This window comes from Anaeromyxobacter sp. K (assembly GCF_000020805.1).
Taxonomy (GTDB): Bacteria; Myxococcota; Myxococcia; order Myxococcales; family Anaeromyxobacteraceae; genus Anaeromyxobacter; species Anaeromyxobacter dehalogenans.
Genome location: NC_011145.1, coordinates 273,716 through 293,133, shown reverse-complemented (window position 1 = coordinate 293,133; position 19,418 = coordinate 273,716). Strand labels below are relative to the sequence as shown.

General features: G+C 78.8%; 11 protein-coding genes. 5 read left to right on the top strand and 6 right to left on the bottom strand.

What is annotated here, in order from left to right; translation table 11 throughout:
* Window positions 1-18: 18 nt before the first annotated feature.
* Genes ANAEK_RS01275 through prmA form a run of 3 tightly spaced genes read right to left on the bottom strand, consistent with a single transcriptional unit; the run spans window position 19 to window position 2,704 of the window.
* Window positions 19-1,062 (bottom strand): RDD family protein, encoded by a 1,044-nt coding sequence (locus ANAEK_RS01275; protein WP_232288334.1) that lies wholly within the window; start codon window positions 1,060-1,062, stop codon window positions 19-21.
* Window positions 1,063-1,121: 59 nt separating this feature from the next.
* Window positions 1,122-1,844 (bottom strand): 16S rRNA (uracil(1498)-N(3))-methyltransferase, encoded by a 723-nt coding sequence (locus ANAEK_RS01270; protein WP_012524335.1) that lies wholly within the window; start codon window positions 1,842-1,844, stop codon window positions 1,122-1,124.
* Window positions 1,841-2,704 carry a 50S ribosomal protein L11 methyltransferase gene (gene prmA / locus ANAEK_RS01265; protein WP_012524334.1) on the bottom strand — a complete coding sequence of 288 codons (864 nt, stop codon included), beginning with the start codon at window positions 2,702-2,704 and terminating at the stop codon, window positions 1,841-1,843. Before prmA ends, ANAEK_RS01270 begins: the two co-directional genes overlap by 4 nt.
* A 284-nt stretch (window positions 2,705-2,988) precedes the next feature.
* Between prmA and ANAEK_RS01260 the strand changes: the two genes are divergently transcribed.
* A complete protein-coding gene (locus ANAEK_RS01260) occupies window positions 2,989-5,571 on the top strand; it encodes a response regulator (protein WP_012524333.1) in 2,583 nt (860 codons plus the stop codon).
* A gap of 145 nt (window positions 5,572-5,716) precedes the next feature.
* Here the strand turns inward: ANAEK_RS01260 and ANAEK_RS01255 are convergent, their stop codons facing one another.
* On the bottom strand, window positions 5,717-7,789 hold the full coding sequence (locus ANAEK_RS01255; protein ID WP_012524332.1) for an OPT family oligopeptide transporter: 2,073 nt from the start codon (window positions 7,787-7,789) through the stop codon (window positions 5,717-5,719).
* Between the two features lie 201 nt (window positions 7,790-7,990).
* On the opposite strand from ANAEK_RS01255, the gene ANAEK_RS01250 reads away from it, so the two are divergent.
* The 4 genes from ANAEK_RS01250 to ANAEK_RS01235 are packed head-to-tail and all read left to right on the top strand — an operon-like array spanning window position 7,991 to window position 11,527.
* Complete coding sequence (locus tag ANAEK_RS01250; RefSeq protein ID WP_012524331.1) at window positions 7,991-9,076, top strand: hypothetical protein; 1,086 nt, start codon at window positions 7,991-7,993, stop codon at window positions 9,074-9,076.
* A 45-nt stretch (window positions 9,077-9,121) separates the two neighbouring features.
* The gene (gene hemW / locus ANAEK_RS01245; protein ID WP_012524330.1) at window positions 9,122-10,261 is read left to right on the top strand and encodes a radical SAM family heme chaperone HemW; all 1,140 of its coding nucleotides are present in this window, start codon (window positions 9,122-9,124) and stop codon (window positions 10,259-10,261) included.
* A 33-nt stretch (window positions 10,262-10,294) separates the two neighbouring features.
* Complete coding sequence (locus ANAEK_RS01240) at window positions 10,295-10,906, top strand: TfoX/Sxy family protein (protein ID WP_012524329.1); 612 nt, start codon at window positions 10,295-10,297, stop codon at window positions 10,904-10,906.
* A 9-nt stretch (window positions 10,907-10,915) separates the two neighbouring features.
* Complete coding sequence (locus ANAEK_RS01235) at window positions 10,916-11,527, top strand: DUF4230 domain-containing protein (protein WP_012524328.1); 612 nt, start codon at window positions 10,916-10,918, stop codon at window positions 11,525-11,527.
* A 364-nt stretch (window positions 11,528-11,891) separates the two neighbouring features.
* Here ANAEK_RS01235 and ANAEK_RS01230 read toward each other — a convergent pair whose 3' ends face one another.
* Both ANAEK_RS01230 and ANAEK_RS01225 read right to left on the bottom strand, forming a co-directional pair.
* The gene (locus tag ANAEK_RS01230) at window positions 11,892-15,608 is read right to left on the bottom strand and encodes a DUF3857 domain-containing protein (protein ID WP_012524327.1); all 3,717 of its coding nucleotides are present in this window, start codon (window positions 15,606-15,608) and stop codon (window positions 11,892-11,894) included.
* Window positions 15,605-19,375, bottom strand: a complete 3,771-nt coding sequence (locus tag ANAEK_RS01225) for a DUF3857 domain-containing protein (RefSeq protein WP_012524326.1) — start codon at window positions 19,373-19,375, stop codon at window positions 15,605-15,607. The genes ANAEK_RS01230 and ANAEK_RS01225 overlap by 4 nt, the downstream gene beginning before the upstream one ends.
* Between the last annotated feature and the right edge of the window lie 43 nt (window positions 19,376-19,418).

The following is a 19,418-nucleotide window of genomic DNA, read 5'->3' as shown; positions in this document are numbered from 1 at the left end:
GGGTTCGCGGTGTGGGGGTCAAGGCGCCTCGACCACCCAGGTGCCCGCCGCGAGGTCGTGCAGCGATCGTCCGCTGCGCGTGAACAGGGCCGCGAGCAGCCCCAGGCCGAGCAGCAGCACCGAGGCGGCGGACAGCGCCGCCCGCGCCGCGCTCCGCGCCAGCGACGGGCGCCGGCCGTCCGGGCCGACCACGCGCAGCCCGAGCGCGAGCTTGCCGAGCGTGGCGCCCGCGAGCGCGTGGCCCAGCGTCTGGTACACGAGGCCCAGGATGACCGCACCCGCCGCGAGCGGGAGCGCGATGGCGCCGCCGTCGCGGAGCGCCAGGTCGAGCGCGTGCGCCGGGCCGCCCGGCTCGCCGGGCGCGAGCGGCACCGCGCCGGCGATGGCCTGCAGCGCCCAGATCGCGAGCGCCGCGAACGGCAGGACGTCGATGGCCCACGAGGCGGCGCGCCGCCAGGTGGCCGGGCGCCGCAGGTGGACCTCGACCGCGTCCACGTCGACCTCGATCGCCTCGTCGGGCGCGGCCTCCGCCGCCGGCACCGCCCCGGGCGCGGCCGGCGCGCCCAGGTCCTCGCGATCGACCTCGAGCGCCCTCGCGAACGCGGCCGCCGGCGGGGGCAGCGAGCGGGCCGGCTCCGGCCGCAGGTCGGGGAGCGGGCCGAACTCGAAGTCGTCCTCCGCGGTGTCCGCGGCGGGCACGGCCGCCTGCGGGGGCGGTGCGTCCGGCTGTCGCACGCCGAGCGGGGGCCCCAGATCCCAGCCGGAGCGATCGACCTCGCGCGCCCGGCCCGATCGCGCCGGCGCCGCGGGCGCAGGTACCGCGGGCGCAGGCATCGCGGGCAGGCCGAACACGAACGTGTCGGCGGCCGAGGCGGGCGGCGGCGGCGCACCGCGGAGCGGCGGCGGCGTGCCGGGCGGTCTCGCGTCGCCGCGGCGGTCGATGCTGAGCGAGGCGTCGAGCGCCCGCGGCGGCGGCTCGGGCGCGAGCGCGAGCGGCGCGCCGCAGCCGGCGCAGAACACCATCCCCTGGCCGGCCTCGCGGTGGCACCTCGGGCATCGCACGGCCCGAGGCTACGGTCGGCGCCGGTGGGGGTCAAGGAATGGGCGGGACGCCCGCGACCTCAGCGGAGGTCGCCGAAGCGCGCCTGCAGCAGCGCGACCGCGACGATGGCGGCGGTCTCGGCGCGGAGCACGCGCGGCCCGAGCGAGGTGTCCCGGGCGCCGGCGCGCGCGCAGGCCTCGCGCTCGGCGTCGGTGAGCCCGCCCTCGGGGCCGACCACCGCGGCGTAGCCGCCCGCGGGCGAGGGCGCGGCCTCGGACAGCGACGCGCCGCCGGGGTGGAACACGAACGCGCCGAAGCCGGCCGGCACCTCGGCGAGCGCCGCCCCGAGCGGCGCCGGCGCCCGCACCTCCGGCACGTCGGCGCGCCCGCACTGGCGTGCCGCCTCCTCCGCGATCCGCCGCCAGCGCGCCGCGCGCGCCTCGCCCTTCTCCGGCTCGAGCCGCACCACCGAGCGCTCCGCCGCGAACGGCGCGATCCGCGCCGCGCCCAGCTCGGTCGCCTTCTGCACCACGAGGTCGATCTTCTCGCCCTTGGCGAGCGCCACGAGCAGCCACACCGGCGCGCCGCCCCCCGGCGCCGCGCGGCGGGCGCCGAGCGCGAGCGCCTCGAAGCCGTCGAGGACGGTGGCCTCCCAGGCGCCGCCCCGGCCGTCGAACAGCTCCACCGCGGCGCCCGGCGCGAGCCGGAGCACGTCGCGCAGGTAGTGGCGCGCCTCGTCGGTGAGCGCGGCGCGGCCCTCGCCGATCCGCTCCGGCGGGAGGTGGACCCGGCGCAGGCTCACGCGCGCGGCTTCTCCAGCGCGAGCAGGCTCCACTCGCCCTCGCGCCGGTCGCCGCCCGCGAGCGGGCGGAGCCCGAGCGCCAGGTAGGCCGCGCGCACCTCGTCCTCCTGCGGCCCCAGGATCCCGGAGAGCAGCACCGCGCCGCCGGGCGCGAGCCGCGCCGCGATCTCCGGCGCCAGCTCGACCAGCGTGTTCGCGAGGATGTTCGCGACCACCACGTCGAAGGCGCCGCCGATGGCCGGCAGCGCGTCCTCGGTGAGCGCGACCTCGGGGACGCCGTTCCGCGCCGCGTTCTCGCGCGCCACCGCGACCGCCACCGGGTCGTTGTCGTTGCCGGTGACGCGGCCCGCGCCGAGCTTCCTCGCCGCGATGGCGAGCAGCCCGGAGCCGGTGCCCACGTCGAGCACCGACGCGCCCGGGCGCGCCGCGAGCAGCTCCGAGAGGCCCGCCAGGCACAGCGAGGTGGTCGGGTGCGTGCCGGTCCCGAACGCCATCCCGGGATCCAGCACCACCTCGGCGAGGCCCGGCGGCACCGGCGCGTCCACCCAGGACGGGCGCACGAACGCGCGGCCGATCACCATCGGCCCGAGGCCCTTCTTCCAGGTCTCGCCCCAGTCCTCGTCCGGCACCTCCGCCACCTCGCCGCCGCCCGCGGACGCCGCGGCGGCCTCGGCCGAGGCGCGGTCCGCGAACCAGGCCACGAGCAGCGCGCGGCCCGGCGCCGGCTGCGGCAGGCCGGGCATGGGCGTCCCCTCGCCGTCGCGTACCTCCACGCCGGACGCGCCCAGCTCCCAGAGCTCGGCGGAGAGGTCCTCGGCGCGCGCGCGCGGGACGTCGAGGGTGAGGGAGTGCGTGGACAAGGGCGGCCTCCGTTGCGCCGATTCCTACCCTTCCGCCGCGCCGCGCGCCAGCGCGAGCCGCCGCCGCGGACGTGGGCCCGGCTCCCGGCGCGGCCAGCGTCCGCCCTCCGCCGCCGCGATGGTCCGCCCACGCCCCCGGCCAGCGTCCGGCTGCCGCCGCGGCCGGCGTCGCGCGGCGCCGGAACCCCTCGCTCCGCGCACATCCGCCCCTGCTCCGCGCGGGCGATATCGAGGCGGGTGGGCATTTCTCACGCTCCGCGGATCGGCGGTAGCATGCGGCAGCCATGGCCCTGAACGTCCTGCTGGTCGAGCCGGATCCCGGCCTCGCCGAAGAGATCCGTCGCGCGCTCGGGCCGGCCGGCTTCTCGGTGAGCGCGGTGGCGAGCGGCGAGCCGGCGCTGGCGCGCTGCCGCGAGCTCGCGCCCGACCTCATCCTGCTCGCGGCCGAGCTGCCCGACATGAGCGGCTTCTCGGTCTGCAACCGGCTGAAGCGCGCCGCCGCCTCGGTGCCGCTGTTGCTCTACACCGGCGAGGCCACCGACGCCGCCATCGCCGCGCACCGGGCCACCCGCACCCGCGCCGACGACTACCTGAAGAAGCCGTTCGAGCTGGCCGAGCTGCTCGGCCGCGCCGCCGCGCTGCTCCACGGCGACGCGCCCGCCCCGCCGCCGCCGCCCGCGCCGCCGCCCGCCGCCACCCCGGCTTCGCGCGCCCCGCGGGCCGGCGAGGGCGAGCCGCCGCCCGTGCTGCAGCGGGTGGAGTCCGGCGTGGTCGCCGCGCGCGGGCTCGCCGGCGCGCTCGCCGCCGCCACCCCGCCGCCCGGGGCGGGCGCCCGCCCCGGCCCCGCCGCCGCGCCCCGCCCGCCTCCCCCGCCCCCGCCCCCGCCCCCGCGCGGCGCCCCGCTCGGCAAGGTGAAGGTGGCCGGCGCCTCCCCGCGCCCCGACCCCGCCGACGTGCTCGCGGAGTGGCCGCGCGATCCCGCGCCGCCGAAGGGCACGCCCGAGGAGAAGCTGGAGTACTTCCGCGACCGGCTCCGCGCGCGCGACGCGTTCCTGGCCCGCGTGCGCGACGCCATCGCCGCGATGAAGGCCGAGGTGGCCGAGCTGGCCGGCGAGCGCGACCTGCTCGCGCGCGACCTCGCCGGCGAGCGCGACCGCGCCGCCGGGCTGGAGGCACGGCTGGCCGAGGGCGCCCAGGACGCCGCCGCCCAGGCCGCGCGCCTCGAGGACCTCCGGCGCCAGCTCGAGGAGAGCGAGTCCACCCGCCGCTCGCTCTCGGAGGTGCTGAACGAGACGATGCAGCAGCAGGAGTCCGCCGAGCAGGAGGCCTCCGCCCGGATCGCCGGCGCCGAGGAGGCGCGCGCGCGGCTCGAGGCCGAGCTCGCCGAGGCGGTGGAGGCGCACGCCCGGGCCATGGCCGCCGTGGAGGCCGATCGGGCCGACGAGCGCGCCGCGCTCGAGGCCGCGCGCGCCCAGGCCGAGGCCGACGCCGCGCGCGGGCTGGAGCAGGTCGAGGCGGAGCGCGTCCGGGAGCGGGACGAGGCGGCCGAGCGGCTCGGCATGGCCGAGGCGCGCGCCACCGCCGCCGCCGCCGAGCGCGACGCGCTGGAGGCCGAGCTGGCCGCGCTGCGCGGCGAGCTGGGCGAGCGCGACCGGGCGCTCGCCGAGGGCGAGGCGCGCGCCGGCGAGGCGCGCCGCGCGGCCGAGGCGGAGGCCCAGGCGCTCCGGGCCGCCGCGGACGAGGCGGAGGGGCGCGCCCAGGCCGCCGCCGGCGAGCACGCCGAGGCGCGCGAGCGGATCGCCGCCCTCGAGGCCGAGCTGGCCGAGGCCGCCGGGACCCGCGAGGCGCTGGAGGAGGCGCTCCGGCAGGCGCAGGCCGAGGCCCGCGCGTACGACCAGAAGGCCGTCGCCGCCGAGCACGCGTTCCAGGCCAAGGCCGCCGAGCTGGCCGCCGCCGCGCAGCGCATCGCCGACCTCGGCGCCGCGCTGGACGAGGGGCGCGCCTCGGTGGAGGGCACGCGCGGCGAGCTGGCGCGGGTCGAAGCCGGGCGGGCCGAGGCCGAGCGGAAGGGCGCCCAGGCCGCCGCCGAGCGCGACCAGCTGGCGCGCGAGGTCGAGGCCGCGCGCCGGGAGGGCGAGGCCGAGCGCGAGCGCGCGCGGCGGCTCGACGCCGAGGTGAAGCGGCTCGCGCAGCTCGAGCCCGTGGCCGAGGAGGCCGCCCGGCTGCGCAAGGAGGTCGGCTCGCTGCGCGAGATGGTGCAGCAGCGCACCCAGGCCGCCGAGGCCGCCTCGCGGTCGGCGCAGGCCGCCGCCGCCGAGCGCGCCCGCGCCGAGGAGCGCGCCGCGGTGGAGGCGGGCAAGCTGCAGGGGTCCGCCGCGCGGCTCGAGTCGGAGCTCGGCGCCGTGCGCCGGAAGCTCGCCGAGCTGGACGCCGAGCGGAGCGCGCGCGCCGCCGAGCTGGAGAAGGTGCGGGCCGAGCTGCAGACCGCCCAGGCCGAGGCCGATCGGCGCCGCCAGGGGGCGGCCGCGGAGGCCGGCGAGGCCGAGCGCCGCCACGCCGCCGAGGCCGCGCGCCTGAAGGCGGCCATGGTGGAGCTGGAGAAGCACCTCGAGGCGCGCGCCCGCGCCGACCTCGTCATGAAGAAGCGGATCCAGGAGCTGGAGAAGGCCGCCGCCGCGCCGCGGCCGCCGCCCGTCCCAGCGGCCGATCCCGCCGAGGTGGCGAAGCTGAAGGCCGCCGTGGCGCGGCTCGACGAGGAGCTCGGCGACCTGCGCGGCGAGAACGACTTCCTGAACGGCGAGGTCGCCCGCTACCAGCAGAAGAACCGCGACCTGCAGGCCCAGCTCGACTCGCTGCGCGAGGTGTGAGGCCCGGCACCGCACGGCTCAGCACCGCCTCGCGCCAGCACCTCCAACCCGCCGCATCCGCCCCGGTTCTCGGCGCGGCCGCGCCCCCGCGCCGCCGCAATGGCGGCGACGACTCCGCGAGGCCCCGGACGGCCGAGGCCGAGCGCTAGGCCTCGAGCCCCGGCTGCGGCTTCCGCGCCGCGCGGTAGAGCACCGCCGCCAGCCCCGCGAAGAAGACGACGCCCAGCACCGCGTAGCCCGTCGAGCCGATGGCGTGGACGATCGACTCCTGCAGGTCGAGCCGCTTCATGGTGCCCTCCGCGAACACCTGCAGGAAGGCCACGATGACGCCGAACAGCGCGCCGCCCGCGACGAGCCCGGTCGCGAACAGGCTGCCGCTGCCCAGCTCGCCCTCCTCGCCCGCCCCGCCCTTGCGGCGCGACGCGAAGTCCGCCACGCCCTTCAGCGCGCCGCCCACGAAGATGGGGAGCGTGGTGGAGAGCGGGAGGTAGAGGCCCACCGCGAAGGAGAGCGACTTCACGCCGCACAGCTCCATCGTGATGGCGATGAACGCGCCCACCAGCACGAAGTGCCAGTCGAGGTTGAGCGAGAGCAGGCCCTTGATGAGCGTCGCCATGAGCGTCGCCTGCGGGGCCGGGAAGTAGGAGGAGCCGATGGCGTGGTCGGTGATGCCCTCGGAGATCATGCGCGCCGTCGGGGTGTCGAGCACCTTCACCGTCACGCCGATGACCGTCGCCGAGGCGATCGCGCCCACGAACAGCGCCAGCTGCTGCGCGCGCGGGGTCGCGCCCACCAGGTAGCCCGTCTTCAGGTCCTGCGAGGTCGCGCCGCCGTTCGCGGCCGCGATGCAGACCATGCCGCCCACCACCAGCGCCATCGGCTCGTAGGCCGCGCCCGTCCAGCCCACCGACACGAACACCATGGCCGTCGCCATGAGCGTCGCGATGGTCATGCCCGAGATCGGGTTGGAGGAGGAGCCGATGATGCCGACGATGCGCGAGGACACCGTCACGAAGATGAAGCCGAAGGCGATGATGAGCACCGCCGTGAGCAGCTTGTTGAGGACCGTGTCGCCCGGCACCTGCGGCAGCGCCACCAGCAGCACCACCAGCGCGATCGAGCCCACGATCACCGTCACGAACGAGAGGTCGCGCTCGGTGCGCGACACCGACGCCGCCCCCGCCTTGTCGCCCAGAGAGCGGATCGAGTCCCGCAGCGAGCTGACGATGGTCGGGAACGTCTTGAGCAGCGTGATGAAGCCCGCCGCCGCCACCGCGCCCGCGCCGATCTGGCGGATGTAGGCGAGGTACACCGCGCGCGGCAGGTTCGCGAACGTGCCCGCCGCCGCGTCGAACCCGAAGCCCTCCGGGCTCGCGCCCACCTTGACGAGCTGCCGCGCGATGACCTCGCCCGGCACCAGCACCGACAGCAGCGGGATGAGCCCCAGCCACGCCAGCACGCCGCCCGCCACCAGCACGCCCGCGATGCGCGGCCCGATGATGTAGCCGACGCCCAGGTACTCCGGCGTGATCTCGCCGTTCACGGTGGCGTTCGGCAGCCACTTGTTCGTCTGCTTCGTCACCCACGCCGGCGTCTCGGCGATGACGTGGAAGACCTTCTGCAGGAGCGCGTACCCGAGCGCGAACCCCACGCCCTGGAACGCCGTCTTCGCGAAGTCGCCGCCCTTGTCGCCCGCGATGAGCACCGAGGCGCAGGCCGTGCCCTCCGGGTAGACCAGCTGCCCGTGCTCCTTCACGATGAGCGACCGCCGCAGCGGGATCATCATGAGGACGCCCAGGATGCCGCCCACCATCGAGAGGGTGAACAGCGTGACGTAGCTGAAGTAGCCCGCGCCCACCGACGAGCCGCCCGGGCCCGCGGAGAGGAACAGGAAGCCCGGGAGCGTGAACACCACGCCCGCCGCGATCGACTCGCCCGCCGACCCGGTGGTCTGGATGATGTTGTTCTCGAGGATGGAGGTCTTGAAGACCTTCCGGCCCAGCGAGATGGCGATGACCGCGATCGGGATGGAGGCGGAGACGGTGAGGCCCGCCTTGAGCGCCAGGTAGACCGTGGCGGCGCCGAACAGGATCCCGAACAGCGCGCCCAGCAGCACCGCCTTCGGGGTGAACTCGGGGAGCGTGCGATCCGCGCCGATGTACGGCCTGAACTCCTTCTGCTCCACCTCGGGCTTCACGACCGTGCTCGGCTCTGCCATGCGTCTCCTCGGTGCTGGGGTTCCGCGTTGCGGCGGGAGAAAACCACGTCCGCCCGCCGATGTCGACAACCGGGAACCCCCCGCGCGGGCCTTCGGCGGTCCGCCGCCCGCACACGGAAAGTGCAGCGCCCCAGCGCTTCCGCGCGGCACGCACCCGCGCCCGCGTCGCGCGTCCCTGGGACGCGTGCTAGAGGAGGGTCCATGACCGTCCGCCCCTCGCGCGCGCTCGCCTGCGCGGCCGCCGCCCTCGCGCTGTCGGCCGCCCGCCCCGCCGCCGCGCAGCACGCCCCGCCGCCCGCCGGCGCGCCCGGCGAGCCGCCGTGCGTCCCGGTGAAGCCCTGCGAGATCCCCGACGAGCCCGCGGCCGCCGCCGTCGAGCCGGCCGCCGAGCTCGGCGCGGAGGTCCGGCGGCTGTTCGACCTCGTGGCGTGCCGCGGCGCGGCGCCCGCCGGCCTCGACGCGCAGGTGGTGGGCGCGTTCTGCGCCGAGCAGCGGAGGGCGCTCGAGGCGTTCCGGGCCGGCCCGCGCGCGAAGGCGCTCGAGGCGCTCGCGCCGCTCCGCCCCGCCGGCCTGCCCAGCACCGCCGTGGTGCCCGGCGGCACCGACCTCCTCACCGCGCTCGGCGCGTTCCCCGATCTGAAGAACGTCACCACGTTCTCGGCCGCGCCGGCCGGGGACCCGCGCGTCCTCGCCGGCCTCGCGCCCGAGCGGCTGCGGCAGGGGCTCGCCGCGGTGCGCGCCGGCGCGCAGGCGCTGCTGCGCGGCGAGGGCGCGACGGCCCGCGGCGCCGCCCGGGCCGGCGAGTTCCCGGTGCAGCTCGCGCTGTTCCTGACCGCGCTCGCGGCCGAAGGGTACGAGCCCACCGGCCTGCGCTACTTCACCGTCCAGCCCGACGGCACGCTCCGCTACCTCGGCCGCGCCGACCTCGGCGGCGGGCGCGCGCCCCTCGCCAGCTCCGAGCTCACCTTCGTGCGCCGGGGCGACGACCCTCGCACCCGGACGCGCACCCACCGGCACGTGGCCGCCGACCTCTCCGACGCCGCCCTCGCGCGCGGCCCCGGCGTGCTCGCCCACCTCGCCGGCAAGGGCGAGCTCTCGGTGGCGCTCGGCGCCGCGGGCGCCTCGCCCTGGCGCGACGACCACGCGCGCGTCCGGAAGCTGCTCCTCGAGCGCGCCGCCATGATCGTTTCGGCCGGGCCGCGCCTGCCCGCCGCGCTCGCCCGCCAGGCCGGCCTCTCCGCGGAGGAGCGCGGGCCGTTCCAGGTGGCCCGGCGCGACCGGCGCTGACCGGCGGCGCGGCGCCGCCCGCGCGGCCGCGCTATCCTCCCCGGGATGGCGCGCCCGTTCGGCGTGTACGTGCACTATCCGTACTGCACGCACCGCTGCCCTTACTGCGACTTCGCGGTCACCACCGAGCGCCCGCCCGGCGCCGGCCGGTATGCGCGCGCGGTGCGGGCGGAGCTCGGGCTGCGCGCGCCCGCGTTCGAGGGCCTCTCGCTCCGGAGCGTCTACCTGGGCGGCGGCACGCCCTCGCTCTGGGACGCGGACGAGATCGGCGACGTCCTCGCCGCCGTCCGCGACCGGTTCGGCCTCGCCGAGGACGCCGAGGTCACGCTGGAGGTGAACCCCGAGTCCAGCGACCCGGCCCGGCTCGAGGCGTGGCGGGCCGCCGGGGTGAACCGCATCTCGGTGGGCGTCCAGTCCTTCGACCCGGGGGTGCTCGCGAAGCTCGGGCGCCGGCACGGGCCGGAGCGGGCCGAGCGGGCCATCCGCGAAGCCGCCGCCGCCCTCGGCAACGTCAGCGTGGACCTCATCTACGGCGCGCGCCGGTCGAGCGTGGAGACCGCGCGGCGCGACGCCGAGCGGGCGGTCGAGGCCGGCGCGGTGCACGTGTCCGCGTACGCGCTCACGCTCGATCCCGACGTGATGGCCGAGGAGGTGCCGCTCGCGCGCATGCGGCGCGAGGGCCGGCTGCCGCTGCCCTCCGACGAGGACGCGCTGGCGCAGGCGGCGGCGCTGCGCGCGGCCCTCCGGCGCCTCGGGCTCCGCCGCTACGAGATCTCCAACTTCGCCCGGCCCGGCCGCGAGTCGGTCCACAACGGCCTCTACTGGCGGCACGAGAGCTACCTCGGCCTCGGCGCCGGCGCGTACGGCTGCCGGCGCGGGGAGGCGGGCTCGGTGCGCTACGGCAACCTGCGCGACGCCGGCGCCTGGCTGGCGGCGGTGGAGGCGGGACGCCTGCCCACCGCCGAGGAGGACCGGATCGACGCGCGCGCCGACCGGAACGAGCGGCTCATGCTGGCGCTGCGGACCCGCGACGGCGCGCCGCTCGCCGCGCTCGGGCCGGCGCAGGCGCGCGAGGCCGCCGACCTGGTGCGGCACCGGCTGGCGGTGCGGCGGGATGGCGCGCTGGTCCTCACCCGCCGGGGCCTCGACCTGCACAGCGCGATCTCGGAGCGGCTGTTCGAGTGAGGTACGCTCGCCGGAACCGGGAGGCGCGCCGACATGCCCATCTCACCTTCGTTCGTGGAACACGCGGTGGACCTGCTCTCCGCGCTCGGTCCCGTCCAGGCGCGCCGGCTGTTCGGCGGCGTGGGCCTGTACTGCGACGGCCTGATGTTCGGGCTGCTCGACGACGACGAGCTGTTCCTGAAGACCGACGGCGAGACGCGCCCGTGGTTCCTCGAGGCGGGCTGCCAGATGTGGATCTACCCCGGCATGTACGAGACGAGCTACTACCGCCCGCCCGACGAGGCGCACGAGGACGCCGAGGCGATGCTCCCGTGGGCGCGGCTCGCGCTCGACGCTGCGGTCCGCGCGCAGGCCGCGCGCGCGGCGAAGGCGCGCGCGCCGCGCCGGGCGGGCGCGAAGGCCGGGGGAGCCCGGGGCGCCGCCGCGAAGGCCGCGAAGGCGAAGGCGAGGGCCGGGACGGGTGCGCGCCCGGGCAGGAAGGGCGCGCGGCCGTCGAAGCCGCGGCCGGCGCGGAAGGCGGCGCCCTCCGCGGCGGCGCGGAGGTCGAGGGCGCCGTCCCCGAAGGCGCGGCGCGCCGGTGTGCGCCCCGGTGGGCGCGGCAGCGCGCGGGGGCGCGGCGCACCGTCGGCGCGGCGGCCGCGGTAGCATCGGCGGATGCGCCGGCTCCTCGCACTCCTCGTCCTGGGCCTCGCGGCGGGCGCCGGGCTCGGCCTGGCGCTGCGGCTCGGACGCGCCCCCGCCCTGCCCGATCCGCCCGCCGTGGCCACCCGGATCCGCGAGGTGGCGCGGCTCGAGGCGCTCGACGTCACGCTCTACAAGAAGGTCGCGTTCTCGCCCGAGCCGGTCGAGGCGGGGTCGCTCTGGGGCGACGTGGCCGGCTGGCTGCGCCACGTGTTCCGCACGCCGCACGGCAAGGCGATCGTGTTCGCCGACGCGCACCTCGGGCTCGACCTCGCCCGGCTCGACGCCTCGCGCGTGCGGGTGACCGGGCGCACTGCGGAGATCGCGCTGCCGCCGGTCGAGGTCCGCATCGCGCTGCGGCCGGGTGAGACGGAGGTGATCGGCTCGAACCTCGACTCCGCCGAGACCGCGCGCCTGCTGGAGCTGGCCCGCGCCGCGTTCGAGCGCGAGGTGCAGGCGGACGCGGCGCTCCGCGCCCGCGCGCGGGCGTCGGCGGAGCGGGCCATCCGCGGGCTGCTCCTCGGCCTCGGGTTCGCAGAGGTCCGCTTCGTGGACGCGCTGCCCGCGGCGGCGCCCTCCAGCTGAGCGCGCGCCTCCGGGCCGATCGGGAGAGAGGCCCGGAGGGCGCCCGCCCGGGGAAAGCGGGCGCCCTCCGGTGTGCTCCGGTCCGGATCGCGATCCGCGCCGCGGTTCGCTGCACGTCGGGGGGGCGACGGCGCGTGGGCGGGCGCGGATCGCGGGCTCGCGAGGTGACGGCGCGGCGGCGAGCGGGGGGAGCTGCCGCCGGGCGTTCCTCGGGAGGACGGACCCGATGAAGCACGCCCGCTGGAAATGCAGCGCGCGTGCCGCACGCGCCCCGCGGCCACGCCGCGGATCTGCGCGAGATCACGCGAATCGTGGCGCTGCTGCCCCAGGGTGGACCCCGACCCCGGGTATGCACCGGCGTGGGTCAGCGCGCGAGGAGCAGCGGCCGCTCCTGCGCCTGGTCCACCGCGGCCGCGAACGCAGCCAGCTCGGCGTAGTGCTCCGGCGCGATGCGCCCGCGGCGCAGCTCCAGGCGCTCCTCGCGGACCAGCGCGCCGCCGTCCAGCCGCTCCGTCCGCGTGAAGCTGCCCGAGGGCGACGACGCGGTGCGGGGCGCGTCGGCGGTGACCGCCAGGCCGCGCGGCGGCACCACCTCGATCCGCTGGACCTGCCGCTCCGGCGTGGGCAGGAGGAGCGGCGTCCGGCGGGCCGCGACGCCCACCAGCCGCGCCCCGAGGCGCGCCGGGAAGAGCGGCTGGTCCAGCACCAGCCCGCCCTCCACCGCCCGCGCCAGCTCCGGCACGCGCGCCTTCCAGCGGATCTCGAGCGGCGCCGCGGGATCGTCCTCGCCCGCGAACGCGACCTCGGTGACGGTCACGCCGCGCAGCACCCGCCCCAGCATCCCCTCCACCGCCTGGCGCCGCTGCGCGGCGTCGAGGCGCTCGAGCGCGGCCTTCAGCTCCGCGCCGCCGTAGCCGAGGTAGCGATCGGTGCCGCTCGCCTCGGCGGACCCGTCGGCGGCGAGCACCAGCCGGGCGGTGGTCTCCCGGCCCTCCTCCACCAGCGGGCTCTCCGGCGTCCGGTCCACCTCCGGCGCCTCGCCCGGCTCGGGCAGCACGAGCGCCTCGCAGCCGGCCAGCACCGCCGGGAACGCGCCGAACGGCGCGTGCCGGGCGGTCGGGTCGAGCCAGTAGGTCGCGCCCCCGGCGCGCACGCGCAGCAGGGGCGCGGCGTAGAGGCCGAGCGCCGGGAAGCGGTAGGGCGCCGGATCGGCGCTGTACGGCCGCACCAGCGCCACGCGCGACTCCATGCCGAGCTCGGCGAGCACCGCCTTCAGCACCGCCAGCCGGCTGCCGCGCCCGCGCGAGAGCGCCACGCTCGCGTCCTCGCCCATCCCGCCGCCCGACCCGAGCACCGCCTGCGCCACCCGGGCGTAGGCGGCGCGCGCGAGCTGGGCCGGCCCGCCGCCGCCCGCCGCGATCTCGCGCGCGAACGCGCGGAGCTCGGCGGTGGCGCGGGTGCGCTCCGGCAGCGCGTCGGCGATCGCGCGCTGCAGCGCCGCGCGCCCGCCGCCGGTCCCGACCGCGAGGAACGGCAGGTACTCGGCGCCGCCCGGCGCGTCCGGCTCCGGGACGATCGCGGGCACGTCGTGCCGCTCGGCCCGGAGCACCTCGCGCCCGCCGTCCCGCACCGGCACGGGCGCCGGCATGCCGTGCGCGTCGGCCTCGAGCCCGAGGCCCGCCGGCGCGCGCACCACGTACAGCGACCGGAACAGCCGGCTCCCTGGCACCTGGAAGTAGAAGGGATCGGCGACGTAGCCCTCGAGGCCGGGCGGCGACTGCGCCGCGCGGACGTAGTCGAGCTCCACGTAGTCGCCCGGCGCGAGCCCGGCCAGCGAGACCGATCCCTTGGCGCTCCCGGCCCGCTCCGGCTCCAGCGTGGTGCCGTCGGGCTTGATGGTGCGGAGCGCGAGCACGTCCGCGCCGGCCGGCACGGTCACCTCGCCGAACTGCTCCACGCCCTGCTGGTCGAGCACGTGGACGATCTGCTGCGTGCGCTCGGTGGCGGCGCCGCCCGGGTGGACGTCGACGTAGGCGGCGTCGAGCACCATCACGGTGGACGCGCCGTTGCGCCGGCCGGCAGCCTCGTACGCGCGGATGGCCGCGCGCGGGTCCGCCGCCACGTCGGCGAGCACCTCGGTCCCGTCCTCCAGCGCGAGCGCCCGCCGGAGCTGCAGGTCGCCCGGATCGAGCGCCAGCGCCCGCTCGCGCGCGGCGCGGGCGCCGGGCGCGTCCCCGGACAGCTCGCGCGCGTCGGCGAGCCGCCGCTGCACGCGCGCGTCTCGCGGCCAGATCGCCGCGATCGCCTCCAGCGCCGCGACGGCGCGGCGCGTCTCCCCCGAGGCGACGAGCGCGCCGGCGCGGGTCAGCCCCGGCTCGACCGCCCAGGGCCGGGCGCGCACCACCGGGTCGAGCGCGGCCCGCTCCGCCACCGGATCGCCGCGCCGCCTGAGGTGGCCCGCCAGGCGCTCGCGGCCGCCCCGGCAGCGCGAGAGCACCGCCATGGCCTCGTCCTCGCGGGCGGCGGCGCCGCGCCGGACCGCCAGCTCGTAGGCGAGGTCGGCCGCGTCGCAGCTCCCCGCCGAGCGGAGCGCCTCGGCGGCGAGCCCCTCGGCGCGCTCCAGCAGCCCGCGGGCCTGGGCCGCGCGCGCCCGGGCGGCGATCCCAGCCGGCCGGGCGGCCGCCTCGGGGGCCAGGCCGGCCAGCACCGCCTCGGCGTCGTCGTGGCGCTCGGCGCCGCGCAGCAGGGCCGCGAGCTCCACCCGCGCCTCGGCGTCGCCCGGGTCGAGCCGCAGCGCCTCGCGCAGGTCGGCCTCGGCGCGCGCCCGCGCCACCTGCTCGTCGAGGCTCGGGTCGTCGACCGCGGCGTCCGCCCGCGCCGCGCGGAGCGCCGCCGCCTCGGGGCGCAGGGCCAGCGCCTCACCGAGCAGCACCTTGGCCGCCTCGCGGTCGTTCACCATGGCGTCCCGGGCCGCCAGCAGGCGCGCGGTGGCCGCCCCGACGTCCGGCTCGAGCGCGAGCGCCAGCGCCCGCGGGGTCAGCGCCGGCTCGGCGCGGGACCGCGCCGCGGCGGGCGCGGGCGGCGCGCCCGGCGCCGGCGCGGCGAAGCGGGCGTCGGAGGCGGCGCCGTCGGCGCGCGCGAAGGCCAGGTGGATCCCCGTGCTCGGCGCGCCGCGGGTCACCTCCAGCACCACGCGGTGCCGGCCGCGCGCGAGCTCCACCGGCAGGTGCACCAGCCCCGGGAGCCAGGCTGCGAACGCGCGCCGCTCGTGCACCAGCGCGCCGTCCACGACGAGGCGGGCCGAGAGCTGCGTCCCGAGCGTCACGAGGTAGCGGCCGCCGCGGGCCAGGTCCACGTCGGTCGCGAGCGCGAACAGGTCCCCGCCCGACGGCTCGCCGTCGAGCGCGACGGTGCCGTCGGGCGCTGGGAGCGCGCGGGTCGGCACCGCGGGCCCGCCGGCGCGGCCGGGCACCGAGACCGGCAGCTCGCCGCGGTCGGGCGGGATGGGCGCGCCGAAGTCGAGCGCGTGGTGGGCCGCGAACGGCCCGGCGATCGACCAGACCGGGACGGCGCCGTTCTCGCGCCGGGCCTGGGCGGCGGCCTCGTGATCGCCGAGCACCTCCGCCGCGGTCACCCGCGCCACCCGCGCCCGGTAGGCGGCGAGCCCGCGCAGGCGGCCGCCCGCCCCGAGCCGCAGCACGCCCGCGTCCACCTGCGCCGCCAGCGCCGGGCCGCGCTCGGCCAGCTCCGAGAGCCTGCGCAGGGCCACGAGCGCGATGGGCTCGTCCGGCCCGGCCTCCACCGCCGCGAGCAGCCGCTGCACCTCGGCCTCGCCGTCGAGCGCCCGCCGCGCGAGCAGCGACGCGCCGAACCGCGCCCACGGGTCGCGGACGCGCGAGGCCGGCCCGAGCCGCGCCTCGGCGCGGGTCACGTCGTTCTGCTCCAGCGCTGCCAGGCCCTCGCGCGTGGCGCGCCCGGGCTCGGCCTGCTCGGCGCGCGGTCCGGCGCAGGCGAGCGCGAGCGCCGCGAGCGCGGCGACCCCCGTGAACCGCGGCGCGGCCCGGCGCACGGCGCGGCTCATCGCGCCGCCTCCTCGGCCGGGACGATGCGCACCTTGCGCGCGAAGGCGCGGTCGATGCGCGAGGTCAGCTCGCGGAAGGCGGGGTAGTCGCGGGCCGGGATGCGCCCCTTCTCCAGCCGGACGCGCGCCTCCGCCACGAGCGCCGCGCCGTCGCGGCGGTAGCGGACCTCGAAGCTGGCGTAGGGGGTCCTCGCCGCGTCGCCGTCGGGCAGCTCGGCGATCCGCCAGCCGGCGGGCAGGGTGTGACGGTACGTGAACACCGTCTCGGTGGGGCTGCCCAGGTCGAGGTCGTGCCGCCGCGAGGAGAGCGCGGCCCAGCTCTCGCCCCAGCCGCGCGCCGCGCCGAACGGCGAGAAGCGCAGGCCGGCGCCGTCGGGCCGGGCGAAGCGGGGGACCTCCAGCGCGAACTGCATGGTGACGTCGTCCTCCAGGCGGGTGAGGTCGGAGGCGGTCACGGAGGCGACGCGCACGCCGGGGAAGCTGCGGTTGAAGCTCTGCTCGAGCTGGGCGCGCCGCTGCTCCTCCACCAGGTAGGCGCGGCGGTAGGTGGGCGCCTCCGCGCCGGTGACGCGCCAGGCCCCGCGGACCGCCGCGGAGCCGTCGGCGGCGAGCGCCACGTCGAAGCGGGTCTCGCCGCGGTTCTGCTCGGGGAGCGCCTCCGGCACGGTGGCGAAGCGCGGCTTGCCGTCCGGGTTCACCACCAGCACGGTGGCGCCGCGGTCCTCGCCGGGCAGGTCGCCGGAGCCGGAGTAGGCGGCGGTGCCGTCCAGCCACAGGTCGAGCGCCGGCACGTACACGATGGCGTGGTTGAACACCGCCAGCGACGCGGGCGCCTCGGGAAGCCGGCCGAGCCGGCGCATGCGCAGCAGCACCAGGCGCGCGTCGATCCCGATCGACTCCAGCATGGCGCGCAGCAGGCTCGCCTTGTCCTTGCAGTCGCCGAAGCGGCGCTGCAGCACCTGGTCCACCCGGTACGGCTTGTAGCCGTGGATGCCGAACTCCAGGCCCACGTAGCGGGTCTGCGAGACCACGAAGTCGTAGACGGCGCGGGTGAGCGCGCGCTGCGTCTCGAGGTCCCAGCCGCCGGGCGGCGGCAGCGCGCTCGCCGCGGCCTGCGCGCGCGCCACGCGCGTGCCCTCGCCGCGCCGCGCCCGCAGCACCTCGGCCGCGATCCGCTCCGCCTCGGCCCGCACCTCCGGGGTGGGGCGCACCGCGTCCTTCACCAGCCCCCAGTAGAAGCGGGCCACCTGGTCCCAGCTCGCGTACGTGGAGACGTGGACGTGGCGCGACACCTCGCTCCAGCCCGGCATGCCCGGCTCGGGCACGACGCGGGGCAGGTCCCGGGCGGACCAGCGGTGCTCGACCACCTCGCCGGGCAGCGTGCGCTGCGCGTGCGCGATCCCGGCGGGCGCGTTCGCGTGGATGGCGCGCGCGGCCGGCACGAGCAGCACGTACTCGAAGCGCGCCTTGCGGGTGGTGTCGTCCACGAAGGTGAGATCGCCGAAGTAGTCGGAGAGCAGGTTCTCCCCGGCCACGTCCTCGAGCCGCCAGGCCACCTCCAGCACGTCGCCGGGCGCGAGCGCCGGGAACGAGAGCGTGCGCGCGGTCAGGTCGTAGTAGAGCCGGTACCAGGGCTCGCTCGCGCTCCGCTCGGACTCGTCGTGCGCCTCGATCACGGTCCCGTCCGGCTTCAGGATGCGCGCGCGCTCCACCCGCACCTCCTGCCGGTCCGGCGACCAGGACACGGTCTGCCGGCGCGCCTGATCGGCCCCGCGGGGCGTCAGCACCTTCACCACGGTCTGGGTGTAGGTGGAGGAGAGGCCCGAGGGCAGCACCCGCGTGACCTTCAGCTCGCCCAGCACCAGCGCGTCCTCGTCCGGCTCGGGCGCCGGGGCGGCCGCGGCGAGCGCGCGCGCGTCGAGCAGGTAGGGGCGCTCGAACGGCTCGCGCGCCGGCTCGAGGCTCCGCACCAGGAGCTTCAGCTCCGGGCTCTGCGGCCGGAGCTCCAGCGCGCGCTGCAGGTCGGCCTGCGCGTCCTTCACCCGGCCCTGCGAGAGCCGCGCGCGGCCGCGCCGCTCCCACGCGTCCGGCTCGTCCGGCGCGAGGGCGAGCGCCGCGGCGTAGGCGCGCTCCGCCTCCTCCCCGCGCCCGCTCGCCGCGAGCAGGTCGCCGAGCCGCAGCCGCTGGTACACGTCGGAGGGATCGAGGCGCAGCGCCTCCTCGAGCAGCGCCCGCGCGCCGGCCACGTCGCCGCGATCTGCCAGGATCTGCGCCAGCGCGGCGCGCGTCTGCGCGTCGTCGAACCGGAGCGCGACGAGCGTGCGGCTGCGCGCCGACGCCTCCTCGGTGCGGCCCAGGCGCCGCGCCGACCGCGCCGCGGCCCGCACCGCGGAGGGCACCGTGGCGAACGCGGACGCGGTCGCCTCCGCGAGCAGCGCGCCGCGCGCCTCCAGGCCGGCCCGGGAGAGCGCCTCGGCGAGCTCCACGCGCGGCGCCGCCCAGCCCGGCGCGGCCCGCACCGCGCGTTCGAGCAGCCGGGCCGCCGCCTGCGGGCGGCCCTGATCCAGCTCCTCCTGCCCGAGCGCCCGCAGCGCCCGCGGATCCTCCGGCGCCACCGCGAGCGCCGCCTCGATGCGCTGCCGCCGGCGTCCGTGGTCCTCTTCCAGCGCCGCCGCCTCGAGCTGCGCCTCCACCCAGCCCGGCGCGAGCAGCGCCGCGCGGCGCGCCTCGGCCGCCGCCCGCCGCTCCTGCACGTCCCCGCCCTGCCGCGCCGCCAGCACCCGCGCCAGCTCGAGCCGGGCCTCCGCCTCGGCGCGCGGGCCGCGGGCGGCCTTCACCCGCTGCTCCAGCGCCGCCACCGCGGGCGGCACCGGCGCCGCCGGCCCGGGCGCGGGGACCTCCTGGAGCGCGGCGCCCCGCGGATCCGCGGCCGCCAGCTCCAGCCCCTCGCCGCGCGCGTCGGCGAGCCGGAGGTAGAAGCCCATGCGGCCGTCCTGGTGGCAGAGCTTCACCAGGATCCGGTTCGCGCCGCGCCGGAGCGTCACCACGACCCCGCGCTGGTCGAGCCGGGCCGGGTGGTAGTCCGCGTCGGTGAGCACCACCGCGCCGTTCACCCAGATCCGCGCCGCCCCGCTCGCGCCCAGCCAGAGCCTGGCGTCGAGGTCGCGCGGCGCCTCGACCTCGGCGAGCGCGTACGCCACCACCTCGCGGGCCGGGCGCAGCGCCGCGCCCAGGTGGACGAACCCGTCCACCACCGCGTCCTCCGGCAGCGCACGCCAGGCCACCTCGCGCACCTTGCCCGGGTACCGGGCGGCGAGGTCCACGGCCTTCTCGGGCGGGAACGCCTCGGCCAGCCCGCGCTTGCCCTCGTCGTCGAACGGCCCGAGCACCCGCCAGCGCCCGACGAAGCCGAGCCGCTGCAGGCTGGCCGCCTCCTTCTGCAGGTTGCCGCGGGCGCGCTCCACCTCGGCGAGCCGGAAGCGCGCCAGCGCGCGGACCTCCGGGTGCGCCTCGCGATCGTCGGCGGCCCGGGCGTAGGCGGCGGCGAGGTGGGCGAGCTCGGGCAGGTCGTCGGCGAGCGCGTCCAGCTCGGCCAGGGCGGCGAGGCCGCGGGGCCCGCGCCGCTCGCGGTCGAGCGCCGCCACCGCCGCGGCGGCGCGCTCCGCCTCGGGGTCGAGGCCGGTGGGCGGCGGGAGCGGCGACAGCGCGCGGGCGGACCCCGTCGAGGCGAGGCAGAGCGCGAGCAGGGCGGCGAGGCGTGCGAGCATTCGGGCAGCGAGTGTAACCCCGGTTCCGCCGCCGGTCCGCAGC